Raw genomic sequence first — 12,955 nt, forward strand, 5'->3', positions numbered from 1 at the left:
AGTTGTGGTGCAAATGTAGCAGTTTAAGATATACTATCCTTCGTCTTCGTCTCCACCACCCCGGTTATCCATTTTTTCCTTTTCTTTCGAGCGGTTGAGCCGGTAGGAAAACGTAACGATAAACTGTCGGGTGCGCCACAGGTTTTCAGAGCTGGAGTAATAACCCGCACTTTCAACAATGCTGCGCTGCTTCCTGGTATTAAGCAAGTCACGTACGCTGGCGGTCACGGTCGCTTTTCCTTTTAAAACATCACGCGAAAGTCCGAGATCTATGGAGTATTGGGCAAGATCACGGCCCTGGGTGGTCCGGCGAGGGGCGCGGTAGTTTAACGAGGACTGAAAATCCACATTTCTGAAAAGGGTTAACCTGGATGATGCCCGGCTCGTCCAGCTGTAAGTATCGCTTTTTAAGACTTTATCATTATAAACACCCTCGTTCATCGACCGGAAAATATTTGCGTTGGCCGTCAATTTCCACCATGCAAAGGGATCGTAGGTCAGGTTAAATTCAAAACCATAGGAATCACCCGTGGAAAGATTGACGGGGGTTATTCTTGTAAAACCGGTGGAATCCACAGACGTAATATTCTCCACAACGCCGAGACGATGGCGGTAATAAATACTTGAAAGCAAAGAACCCTTTTCCATATTCAGCAAATGACCTGCCTCAAAAGAATGTGTAAATTCAGGGTTCAGAAGTGGGTTACCAGCACGAAAAACCCTTGAATCGCTAAAATTGGAGAATGGCAAAAGGTCCCTGAATCCTGGCCTGCTGAGCCTGTAACTGTAACTGAGCTGCAATGTCTGGGCGTCTTCTAGCTTGTAAGACAGGTGCAGGCTTGGGAAAAGGTTGAAGTACTTTCTATGATTGATTTGTTGCGTTTTTTTCAATTCTGTCAAAATATCCGAGTATTCCCCCCGAAGTCCGCCCTGAATAAAAAATTTCCCGAACTGGTTGCTGGCCATCAGATAAGCCGCGTGGATTCTTTCATCATAGGCCAGTTTGTTGTCAAAATCAGGCAATACAATCCAGTTCATTTGTTCATTTTGCTGATGCACAGTAAAATCATTATCCAGCATCCGGACCGAGCTTTTCAGACCGGCTTCTACCTTTCCGTCTTTGGCGAAAGGGTGGATGTAGTCGAGCTGGAACAGAAAGTTCTTCTCGTCCTCGGTATTGTAGGAGCGCTGAGCGATGCTTTTGTTATCCAGATCGGACGTTTCATTGTATTTGGCGGCTTCGGTTTCGTCACTCAAAATATATTTTGCATCTACGGACAGGCTTTGACCTTTCTTTGCAAATGTTTTGCTATAGTTCAGCGCGGCTTCCAGATTATTTCTGGGTTCAGTTTCCAGCTCTGTCCTGACCACGGTCTGGGTGAGGTTATTGGCAAAATCAAAATCCCGGTATTCCATCCGCGAGCTATTCTCATTCTGTGCATTGCGGTAGGATAGTGTGGTGGTTAAAGTATTGAAGTTGTTGATAAAATAGTCCATTCCAACCATCAGGCTATTGGAATAGCCACTGCGGTTCCGGTTGCTTTTTTGTTCGTAAACAAAGCTGGTATCAGCGCTGTTGTACTCCTGCCGGGACGAGCCTCTTCCCGGGCCCTCGCGGTACATGAAGCCGTAATTGGCGATCAGGTTTACTTTTTTCTTTCTGTAATTGATATTAAATGAACTACCGAAGTTGGAGGGATACCCTGCTGTGGCAGTAAACGAGCCATTCAAACCATATCGAACGTTTTTCTTCATCACAATATTCAGGATCCCGACCTCACCTTCTGCGTCGTAGCGGGACGATGGGTTCGTTATGATCTCAATGCTTTCGATGAGATCTCCCGGAATTTGTCTCAACGCTTCTGCGGGATTTAATCCGATCATCCCCGATTGTTTTCCGTCGATAAGGATACGAACGTTCTGACTTCCGCGCAAAGCCACATTCCCTTCCACATCCACCGTAACCGAAGGCATATTGTTAAGAATATCCGAGGCATTGCTTCCGATGTTAGTGAGGTCTTTTCCGACATTGAACACGCGTTTGTCGAGTTGCAGGTCCATCTGACTTTTTTCGCCTCTTACAATCAGCTCGTCCAGGACCTTTGCGTTCGATGTCAATCCTATTGTTCCCAGATCAACGCCCTGGCTGGTGAGGTTCACATTGGGAACAATTTTCTCGTCGAGGGTCAGATAGGTAATTTTGAGAAAGTAATTTCCCATTTCTGCCGGAATCTCGAATTTGCCGTTTTCATCCGAAGCGACTCCGCCGATCAATGTAGAATCTTTTGAAGCGTACAGAGCCACGTTTGCAAAAAGAACCGCCTCTTTCTCAGGATCTTCCAGTTTGCCGGCAATGATGTAGCTGGCAGGGGGATCGTCTTGTGCGTAACTTTTGAAAAGGCACAGGCTCAAAAGGAAGGAAAGTAGCAAACAGTTTTTCATTGCGATTTTGTTACGGGGATAACGATGGCAGAAACGATCTTTCCTGAACAGAAAGTCAGGGAGAGGGCAGTTAGATCAAAAATGAGTCAGGAGGTTTAACGACATTTTAACCTATTTGGAAAATAGAAGATAAAAACTTGTGCCAGAGATTATTGTGTCTTCTTTCTGTCTGATATGTATGACAAAAAAAGCGTCCGGCAATGAAACCGGACGCGCGCTGGGATATTCTTAAAATGTATTATTGCAGCGTGCTGCTCAATCTTTTCAGCTCTATTTCAGCGGCTTTCGCAGCATAATTTAGGTTAATCATCCGGTAGCCGGCATCTTCAAAGCTCCTCTGAGCCTCACGCACGTCAATGATTGTGGCCTGTATCAGCTCAAAGCGCTGCAGCGTCAGGTTCAGAAGCTGGCGGCTGAGGTTGTAATTTTCTTTTTGCGTTTCAAGCTGTTTTAAAGAACTTACATAGGTCTGGTACATTTTGATGACGCCGGCATTGTAATCCCTTACCAGCACATCTTTTTGCAGCTTCGCACTGGTTGTATTGATTTCAGCCACGCGTTGCTGGCGCTTGAATATAGAGCCGTTGTAGATCGGAACCCCAACAGACAATCCTGCATTCGGCCCGACAGTCTGATTTAATAATGTAAAACCTGCACTGGCCTGGTTCCGGGAATAATTGTATGCGGTATTGAGCCGGATGGTAGGGTAGCGCAATGCAGACGTTTCTTTTACAATCAGTTCATTGATCTTGATCTGATGATCAGCTGCTTTTACATCCGGATTCATGGCGATCCGCTCCAAAATGGGATCGAGCTGCAAATTTCCGTCCACCATGATCGTATCACGGATTGACAGGGGTGATTTGGGATCCAAGGTCAGGATCTTCAGCAATTCAGTTTTTGCAACATCGGCAACCATTTGCTGGTCAAGCAAAGTCTGATTTAGAGTATTTAAGTCAATCTGGGCCTGAAAAATATCCGCGTTATTTGCCATCCCCGCTGCTTTTCTGACTTGAAGGATTTCAAGTCGTTTTTCTGAGGCCTGAATGGAAGTCCTCACAGTATTAACATAACTCAGCTGGCGAACGACATCGTAATAGCTGGTCATTACCAGCGATATTGTATTCTGAATCTGGGAATTAAGGATTTCTGAGCTTTGATATTGCAATTCAGCCAGCCTTTTTTTCGTGGCTACCACGCGGTCGCCATTGTATAAAAGAATACCGGCAGTTAATCCGGCCTGCGTGTTGTTACCGGCTGCGCCGTTTCTTCTGATCACCGTTCCATCCGTCAGGTTTTGCCTTACGCTTGTAAACTGCTCCGTGTTGGTAGCTTGTGCGGTTACGATCGGCAGCCCGCCAGCGATCCCATAGTTATTCAGAATGGTATTTACGGCAACATTATTTTTTGCGATTTCAATTTCATAGCTGTTTTTCAATGCAGTGGCAATCGCCTCGTCCAATGTAAGTTTCAGACTATCTTTTTGGCAAAAAGCGGGGCTGCTGCATAATAGAATAAACAGTACAATATTTTTTTTGTTAATTAAAATCGTGAGCGGATTCATGCAAAAAAACAATGATTGATTTCGATTAATAAAATTCTGAGTTTGAAATACTGTCTGTAACATCATGCTACCAGCTCCTCCGCCATTTTCTGTTCTTCCGTCACCTTGTGTTTTTTGGGCGAAATAAAAGTATAAACCGCAGGAATAACGAACAGTGTCAATATCAGCGAGAACATCAAACCTCCCACGATTACAACACCCAGCGGAACCCTGCTTGTTGCCGCTGCACCGAGGCTGAGCGCGATCGGCAACGCACCAAATGCGGTTGCAAGGCTGGTCATCAGAATGGGCCTCAGACGTTGCGTGGCTGACTCCACCGCGGCGGCCATCCTGCTCATTCCCTGTTCCCGTTTTTGATTCGCAAATTCCACAATCAAGATCCCGTTTTTGGTTACCAGCCCGATTAGCATGATCATACCGATCTGAGAGAATATATTGATCGTCAATCCAAAAAGGTACAAGCTTAGCAATGCACCTGCCAGCGCGAGGGGCACCGTAATCATGATAATAAAAGGGTCTGTAAAACTTTCAAACTGTCCGGCCAGAACGAGGTAAACCAGCAAAAGGGCTAGCCCAAATGCGAAACTGGTATTGGAAGAGCTCTCTTCATAGTCTCTGGAGGGGCCTGTAACAGAGGTCTGGAAAGATTCATCCAGGAGTTTTGCACCAATTCTGCGCATGGCAATTACACCATCACCGATTGTTTTCCCTTCAACCAGAGATGCGGAAATGGTCGCACTTTTATACCGGTTATAGTGGTAGATTGTTGGCGGGCCACTTTCTTCCTTCATCTGTACAACGGCGGTTAGTGGAATATTTTCGCCCCGGTTATTTCTGACATACAATTTTTCAATATCAGCCGGCTTACTTCTCTCAGAACGTTCAACCTGGCCAATTACCTGGTATTGCTGACCGTTCATAATGAAATAGGCAAGTCTCCTGCCGCTGAATGCCGACTGGATTGTAGCCGCAACATCCGTCGTCGAAAGTCCAAGATCCCTTGCTTTCAGACGATCGATCGTAAGCTGTACTTCCGGCTTGTTGAATTTCAGGTTTACATCCACATTCTGGAAAGTGGGATCCTGGCGGGCTTCATCAAGAAATTTGGGAAGGACTTCGGTCAGCTTAGCGAAGTCAAGATTTTGCAAAACGAATTGCACCGGCAACGAGCCCCTTGATCCGATCCCGACAGATATGGTTTGTTCCTGGGTTGCAAAAATCCGTGCGTCGTTGAAGCGCGACAGCTTTTTGTTAATTTCCTGTGCAATCTCATTCTGGGTTTTGATCCGCTCTCCCGCAGGCACGAGACCAATCCGGCCCGTTGCGCTATTCACACCGCCGCCGCCAAAACCTGGCGTGGCCGAGAATGTAAAGGATTTTTCAGGAATGGAGTCATTCAGGAAATCCCCGAGCTGGTCAGAAACCTTTTGCATCTGGTCAAAGCTGGTGCCCTCTGGCGCCGACAGGTTGAACCGGATACTGTTCCGGTCTTCCATGGGAGCCAGTTCGCTCTGAAGATTGGTGTATGTAAACCAGATCACAACGCCGCATATCACGACAAGTACCCACGCTAACCAACGGGCTTTCATAAAGCCGCGAAGCGAACGATTGTAACCATCTTCCATTCCGGTAAAGAATGGTTCTGTTTTATTGTAAAACCATCCGTGGCCAGCATCCTTGCGGTTCAGGAAAACGTTGAGTACCGGTGTAATCGTAAGCGAAACGAATGCTGAGATCAAAACCGCCGATGCTACTACGATCCCGAATTCCCGGAACAGGCTCCCCACAAACCCTTCGAGGAAAATCACAGGCAGAAATACGACGGCCAGGGTAAGTGATGTTGAAATAACCGCAAAGAAAATCTCCCGGCTTCCTTCCAGGGCAGCCTGTCGTATCGGCAGGCCGCTTTCCAGCTTCCGGAATATATTTTCTGTCACAACAATACCATCATCAACCACCAGCCCGGTTGCCAGAACTATCCCGAGTAAAGTCAGGATGTTAATGGAAAAGCCGAACATGTACATGACAAAGAATGTAGCTACAAGCGATATAGGGATATCGATCAGCGGACGGACTGCCACCAGGAAATTCCTGAAGAAGAAAAGGATCACAATCACTACCAGCGCAAAAGCGATGAAAAGGGTTTCTTCCACTTCTTCAATCGATTGCCTCACCAAACGTGTGTTGTCAATCAGTACATTGAAAGTAATATCCGACTTGTTTGACTTCTGGATCTCGGCCAACCGCTTGTTGAATTCATCAGAAATCTGTACATAATTTGCTCCGGGCTGCGGAATCACGGCCAGCCCGACGGCATACATACCATTGTATTTCCAGCTTTGTTCTTCGTTTTCCGGCCCCAGTTCCACCTTTGCGACATTGGAGAGGCGTACTAGTCCGGAACTGTCATTTCTGATGACCAGATCATTGAACTGCTGTTCATCGGTAAGCCGGCCCATTGTACGGATGGTAAGCTCTGTATTATTCCCATATATTTTTCCGGCGGGAAGCTCCACGTTTTCAGAGCTTAATGTAGTGCTGATATCGTTAAATGAGATGTTATAAGCGCTCATTTTATCGGGATCAAGCCAGATACGCATCGCATATCGTTTCTGTCCGAATATATTGATGGCACTTACACCATCGATAGTCTGCAGGCTTTGCTGCAGAACATTCTCGGCATATTCGCTCAGCTCCAATAAACCTTTTGAGGGGCTTTGTACCGCAAGAAGCAGGATAAAATCACTGTTTGCGTCGGCTTTACTTACTACCGGAGGGGCGTCAACATCTTGCGGAAGGTTACGCTGCGCCTGGCTTACTTTATCCCGTACATCATTTGCGGCACCTTCCAGATCTGATTCCAGGTTAAATTCAACCGTAATATTACTGCTCCCGATCTGGCTTGAAGAGCTGATACTCTTAATACCTGGAATACCGTTGATGCTTTTCTCCAGCGGCTCAGTGATCTGGCTTTCAATGATATCCGCATTAGCACCTGTGTAACTGGTTCGCACGTTGACAATAGGAGGGTCGATAGCCGGATAATCACGGAGAGACAAAAAGTTGTAACCTACGATTCCGAACAGGATAATCAGCAGGTTCATGACGACCGCCAGTACCGGTCGTTTTAGTGATAGTTCCGAAATGTTCATAGGATGGATTTCAAAGGAATGTCTTTAGTTACCGCTAATTACTTGCAACTTTTAAGCTTCTCACGCTTCGCACTTTAACCGGAGCACCCGGACGGGCAAACAACACGCCTGAAACTACTACGGAATCTCCTATACTCAGGCCTTTTGTAACTTCAACAAAATCTTCTTTTCGGTCCCCGGTTTCCACGGTAACAAAAACCGCCTTTCCACCTTTTACAGTTACCGCCTTTTTACTTTGTGCCTCGGGAATAATACTATTGGTCGGGATCATGATACTGTTTTTCTCAGTACTGGCATCCAGGTAGACTTTTGCAAATGATCCGGGACTGGTTGATCCGGAATTCAGCACGGCTCTTACAGTGATATTTCGGGTAGTCTGGTTAACCTGCGGTTCGATGGCGATAATCCGTGCGGTTTGTTTCTGGCCTGAACTCTGGTCCAGAAGCACTTCAACATTTCCGCCCTTTGACACATACTTCTGATAAACTTCAGGAACTGTAAAATCTACCCTGAGATCGGAGAGCTGCTGCATGGTGGCAATTATGCTCGAGGGTGTTACAAAAGCACCCGCACTGACTTTCCGCAGACCGATCACACCCGTGAAAGGGGCGCGGACAACTGTCTTGTCTATCAGGGTTTGTGTGTAAGCCATATCTGCTTTCAATGAATTAACCTGATTAGCGGCAAGATCATAATCTGCCTGGTTTATACCATTGATGTTTACCAGCTGGTTCAGCCTTTTTTCAGTTGTCTCAGCCAGTTCCAGGAGAATCTTTGATTTATTAAGTTGGGCTGTCAGATCCGCACTGTTGATCCTGGCGATGACCGTTCCTTTTTTAACAGTAGTACCTTCGGGAACATCCAGGAACGTCAGCAAACCACTTACTTCCGGACGTAGTTCTGCAAACTCGTTTGCAACAATTGTGCCGTTTACTTCTACTTTATCATTTACCTTTTCGGATTTGGCAATGATGACATCAACGATCGTTGTATTTCCGCCTGGTTTTTGCTGAAAAGTATTTTTTTTTTCACCGCAGCCTAATGCTATGAAGAGCGTACCCGTAATGAAAAGAGAAGAGAAGGATTTTTTACATCTAAGGATGTCTGTAAGCGCAGACTTTCTAATGATTGGATTCATACTGATAAATTCCAGAGCTTGTAGGTTAGGGCTGAGCATAAATGCTCCTTTGGTGTGATTCCTCAAAATTATATATTATTCTTAAACCGATTAGATATTTTTATTCTGTAAAGGTTTAAAAATAAAAAATAATTTTTTTTAGAATTCTGTCGCAATCACATTCAAAAGTGTGTCGCATTTTAGCTCAGTTTCTTCCCATTCCCGCTCCGGAATGGAATCTTCGGTGATCCCTGCTCCCGCAAAAAATGTCGCTTTACCGTCCTTGAATCTTACGGTCCGAAGGTTTACGAAAAGATTGGTTTCACCTGAAACTTGTGCAGGCCCCAAAAATCCACTGTAAAATGACCTGTCATAACCTTCAATATCCGACAAAAACCTTAGGCTTGGTACCTTGGGGACGCCGCATACCGCCGAGGTTGGGTGCAGAAGTTTCAACATGACCGAGGCAAGTTCAGGAAAGTTCAGTGGCACGGTGTCCACTTCGAAATCAGTTCTCAGGTGGTAGAGATTTCCCGCCAGCGTCGCCTTCGGTCCGGTTTCCAGATATTCCCTGAGCCTTATTTTTTTGAAACATTCTACGATATACCTGCTCACAAGGGCCTGTTCCTCAATTTCTTTTTCTCCCCAACGGATATCATACTTTGGGATCAGTTCTCCTGCCGTATTGCGGGCAGTCTGAGTACCTGCAAGCGACATAGTCTTAAAAATCCCCTCTGCAGTTTGCTGCACAAGCACTTCGGGACTGGCGCCCAGCCAGAGTTCATTTTGCTCGGGCAGGTTAACAAGGGAGACGAAGGCATGCGGGTATATTTTTACAAGTTTGGAGAATGCTTTTGCAGGCTGGAAATCTTCGGAATAACCGAAGGTTTTAGTGCGTGAAAGAACAACTTTCTTGAATTGTTTTTGCCTGATCGCAGCGATTGCGAGCTCTACGGTCCGTTCAAAACGGGCCCGGGAATCAGGATCGGGCGGGCAGGTTGCTAGAATTGAGTTTTCCGCTGTTTCGTTTTGTTCAGCAATAGCAATTTCTCCGGCCAGACTAACCAGTTTTTTTACTTCCGTATGTTCTTCGCCAAGCTTGTTCTCGATGTTTCTAATTTGGTCGTTTTCAGAATAGGTTATGATAATGTCGCCCTCCAAAAAAAGGATATCTTCATTATTTTCCCAGTGAAAAGTACTCATAACAAAGCCTGGTGTGAGTTTTTCGAGGTCGGGCTGGCATTTTTGTATGCCCTGCTGCACGGATATGAGCAACTTGATTTCATTCTTATGCGGCAGTCTCCACAAAGCAGAAGGGAATCCGAGCCTCTTTGATGCGTTCCACAGCTTTTCAACCTGTAACCCTTCGAATATAGAAAGCCTGGAATCTGTTTGAACTGAAAACATTTATTGTAATTTGATTATAACTAAAAGTCAGGTTATTTCGCGCAAAATAAAGTTAACGGTTTGCATCTACAATAGCCACCGTCAATCTGCTGATGCAAACCAGTTTGTTTTCTTCATTCGTGATCCGGATATCCCATATGTGTGTTGAACGTCCCACATGGATCGGCTTTACGGTTCCGTAAACATAACCTTCTTTTACCGGTCGCAGATGGTTGGCATTAATTTCCAGGCCCACAGCGTGTTGTTTTTCAGGATCTTTAAGACAAAGAAACGAAGCGATACTTCCCAATGTCTCAGCCAGTACGACCGATGCACCGCCATGCAAAATGCCAAATGGCTGGTGGGTACGGCTGTCGACCGGCATGCGTGCAGTCACAAAGTCTGTCCCTACTTCTGTGAATTCGATCCCAAGATGGTGGGAGATCGTATGTTGACTTAAAGAATGTAATGCATCCAGTGATGCCGATTTAGTGAACATATCTAAAAAATATATAAATTTGTAACGGCTTTATTGGTTGGAAACAAGGTATTTGCAAAATTAATATTTAAATAATACAATTATTTTGAAAAGAAAGTCTATATACCTCATTCGCCACGGTGAAACGGATTTTAATCGCAGGGGAGTTGTTCAGGGAAGTGGTGTCGATTCCTTGCTTAATGAATGGGGTGAAGCTCAGGCTTCCGCTTTTTTTAACGCCTACCAACATGTTCCTTTTGATAAAATCTATACCTCAGATTTAAAGCGAACACATCAAACAGTCCGCGGGTTCATCAGACAGGGGATACCGCACGAAAGTTACTCAGGGCTGAACGAGATCTCCTGGGGAGCACGTGAAGGCAGAGAGCCTAACACCGGGGATAACAACTACTACAGGGCTTTGGTTACAGCCTGGAAGAACGGTCAGGTGGAGCTTGCTGCCGAAGAAGGTGAAAGTCCGGTACAGGTCCGGGAGCGCCAGATCCCGGTGATTGAGACTATTATTTCCCGTCCTCACGAGAGAAATATCCTGGTTGCCATGCATGGGCGCGCGATGCGCGTGCTGCTGACGACAATCTTTGACCAGCCTCTGGTGATGATGGATGATTACGAACACAGTAATTTGTGTCTTTACAAGATCAATTACTCCTACGATTCAGGAAAATTTGAACTCGAAGTTTCCAACGACATAACCCACTTACTTTCTCTCGAAATACCTCAGACGTTGTAGAAGCCGTTTGTGTAGATTCGTTTCCTTTGGTGTATTTATGACCAAAGGCTGTAGGCACATCTGTACATTTGTGACTTGTCGTAGTATCTCAGCGCAACAGAAAATTTCATGTCCAAAAAGCGAATTTATTGGACTTTGCAAATCCTGGGCTGGACCTTGCTCATTATGTTCGAGTTTGTTCCTTACACCCTCGAATTCGGGTTTGATCTAAGAGTGTTTTATTCAGCTCTTGCCAATATTCTTTTGGCAATATGCCTCACCCACGTTTACCGGCTCGTAATCCGCAGATGGAACTGGTCGTCGCTGCCCCTTCCTAGGCTGGCCGTAAGGGTGATCAGCTCTGTCCTGCTTTTGGGCTTTATCATGGCCATGGTTAATCAGCCGGTCGACCGCGAAGTACTGGAACAGAACCTGATCAACCAGCCGCTTGTTTTCTGGGGATATTATGCCAATTGGTGTAAAAACCTTCTTGCATGGATATTGTCTTACACGGTTTATCATTATATTGAACAGACTCGTCTTGCAGGGTACGAGAAAATCATGCTGAAAATGTCAATGCGTGAGGCAGAGGCTAAGGTTTTACGTTCCCAGTTAAACCCGCATTTTACCTTTAATGCATTAAACAGTATCCGTGCGCTGGTTTACGAAGATCCCGCCAAAGCACAGCTCAGCATTACGCAGCTTTCCAACATCCTCAGAAATTCACTTTTGGCCGATAGACGAAAAACGGTTGATTTACAGGAAGAACTAAGAACAGTTGCAGACTATCTGGAACTTGAAAAGGTGCGCTATGAAGATCGGCTGAGATATACTATTATTACGAATCCGCAAGCGATCTATTGGCAGGTTCCGCCAATGATGTTACAGACGCTGGTTGAAAACGGCATCAAACATGGGGTTTCAAAAGAGATGGGCGGCGGTTTTATAGAAGTAAAATCGGAGATTGAGAATGAACTTCTGGTGATCAATATTCTTAATTCCGGTAATCTTGGAAGCACAGAATCCGGCGGGGTAGGATTGAAGAATACTGCCGAAAGGCTTTCTATTTTATATGGGAAAGGTGCTTCTTTTCGGATTTATCAGGTGAAAGAGAATGTTGTGTGTTCAGAAGTAAAGATTCCGATGTTGTCTGAGGGTGTAATGATGGTAGGGGAGGAAACCGGACGAAGTGATTGATTTTCAATTTGCTATTCACTGAATTCTTTTAAATTAATCATAAACCTGCCTGCCAGACAAAACTTCGCAGAAGTCTGCCAGCCTAATTTAACAGCCATGAGAACCCTGATTGTAGATGATGAGCGCCTGGCCAGAAACGAATTGAAACGTTTACTGGATCCTTACACCAAAATAGAAATAGTTGGTGAGGCTGCCAATGCCGAAGAAGCATTGGTGTTGATCGAACAATTGCAACCCGACCTGCTTTTCCTGGACATTCAAATGCCTGGTAAAAATGGATTTGAGTTACTTTCCGCCATTGAGGGAAAAAGCCCGGAAGTGATTTTTACAACAGCTTACGATGAATATGCGATCAAAGCTTTTGAGTTCAATGCCCTGGATTATCTGCTGAAGCCTATTGATACAGAGCGTTTAAAAGATACGATCCACCGTATTGAAGAAAATCAGGCACAACCTGAATCAACTCCCGCTACGCAGGAAAGAGCGGAAAAGGTGCTGGGAGAAAATGATCAGGTTTTCGTAAAAGACGGAGAAAAATGCTGGTTTGTAAAACTCGGAAAGATTCGTTTGTTCGAGTCTATGGGAAATTACGTTCGTTTGCATTTTGATGATCAGAAGCCACTGGTTTTGAAATCATTGAATAATCTGGAAGAGCGTCTTGATCCGAATACCTATTTTCGCGCGAACCGTAAACATATCATTAATCTGCACTGGATTGAGAAAATTGAACCTTGGTTTAGCGGAGGTTTACTGGTTACTTTGCAAGGCGGCGATAAGATAGAAATCTCCCGCAGGCAGGCAATTCGTTTCAAAGAATTGATGAGCCTTTAATAAATTGATCATTGGTACCGAAGTAAACATTGCTTATGCGGGTTGCAGGAATTTGTAT

9 protein-coding genes are annotated in these 12,955 nt (G+C 45.2%); 3 read left to right on the forward strand and 6 right to left on the reverse strand.

Annotation, left to right across the window (positions count from 1 at the left end):
- Nucleotides 1–33 precede the first annotated feature (33 nt).
- From FBF61_RS13420 to FBF61_RS13445, 6 genes are all read right to left on the reverse strand, one after another.
- Entirely contained in the window at nt 34–2,442 is a 2,409-nt protein-coding gene (locus tag FBF61_RS13420) for a TonB-dependent receptor (protein WP_138477861.1), read from the reverse strand.
- A gap of 238 nt (nt 2,443–2,680) precedes the next feature.
- Nucleotides 2,681–4,006: a TolC family protein gene (locus tag FBF61_RS13425; protein ID WP_138477863.1), complete on the reverse strand. Its 1,326-nt coding sequence runs from the start codon at nt 4,004–4,006 to the stop codon at nt 2,681–2,683.
- A 62-nt stretch (nt 4,007–4,068) separates the two neighbouring features.
- Nucleotides 4,069–7,158: an efflux RND transporter permease subunit gene (locus FBF61_RS13430; RefSeq protein ID WP_138477865.1), complete on the reverse strand. Its 3,090-nt coding sequence runs from the start codon at nt 7,156–7,158 to the stop codon at nt 4,069–4,071.
- A 34-nt stretch (nt 7,159–7,192) separates the two neighbouring features.
- Entirely contained in the window at nt 7,193–8,296 is a 1,104-nt protein-coding gene (locus tag FBF61_RS13435) for an efflux RND transporter periplasmic adaptor subunit (RefSeq protein WP_138477867.1), read from the reverse strand.
- A gap of 138 nt (nt 8,297–8,434) precedes the next feature.
- A complete protein-coding gene (locus FBF61_RS13440) occupies nt 8,435–9,682 on the reverse strand; it encodes a chorismate-binding protein (RefSeq protein WP_138477869.1) in 1,248 nt (415 codons plus the stop codon).
- Nucleotides 9,683–9,734: 52 nt separating this feature from the next.
- Nucleotides 9,735–10,160, reverse strand: coding sequence for a hotdog fold thioesterase (locus FBF61_RS13445; RefSeq protein ID WP_138477871.1), 426 nt, complete (start codon nt 10,158–10,160; stop codon nt 9,735–9,737).
- Between the two features lie 85 nt (nt 10,161–10,245).
- Here FBF61_RS13445 and FBF61_RS13450 point away from each other — a divergent pair, with 85 nt between their 5' ends.
- The 3 genes from FBF61_RS13450 to FBF61_RS13460 all read left to right on the forward strand — a co-directional run bounded on the left by FBF61_RS13450 (nt 10,246) and on the right by FBF61_RS13460 (nt 12,897).
- Nucleotides 10,246–10,890: a histidine phosphatase family protein gene (locus FBF61_RS13450; RefSeq protein WP_138477873.1), complete on the forward strand. Its 645-nt coding sequence runs from the start codon at nt 10,246–10,248 to the stop codon at nt 10,888–10,890.
- Nucleotides 10,891–10,998: 108 nt separating this feature from the next.
- On the forward strand, nt 10,999–12,066 hold the full coding sequence (locus FBF61_RS13455) for a sensor histidine kinase (RefSeq protein ID WP_138477875.1): 1,068 nt from the start codon (nt 10,999–11,001) through the stop codon (nt 12,064–12,066).
- A 96-nt stretch (nt 12,067–12,162) separates the two neighbouring features.
- The gene (locus tag FBF61_RS13460; protein ID WP_138477877.1) at nt 12,163–12,897 is read left to right on the forward strand and encodes a LytR/AlgR family response regulator transcription factor; all 735 of its coding nucleotides are present in this window, start codon (nt 12,163–12,165) and stop codon (nt 12,895–12,897) included.
- Nucleotides 12,898–12,955 lie beyond the last annotated feature (58 nt).

It is taken from the genome of Dyadobacter bucti (assembly GCF_005869225.1).
In the GTDB taxonomy this organism is placed as follows: domain Bacteria; phylum Bacteroidota; class Bacteroidia; order Cytophagales; family Spirosomataceae; genus Dyadobacter; species Dyadobacter bucti.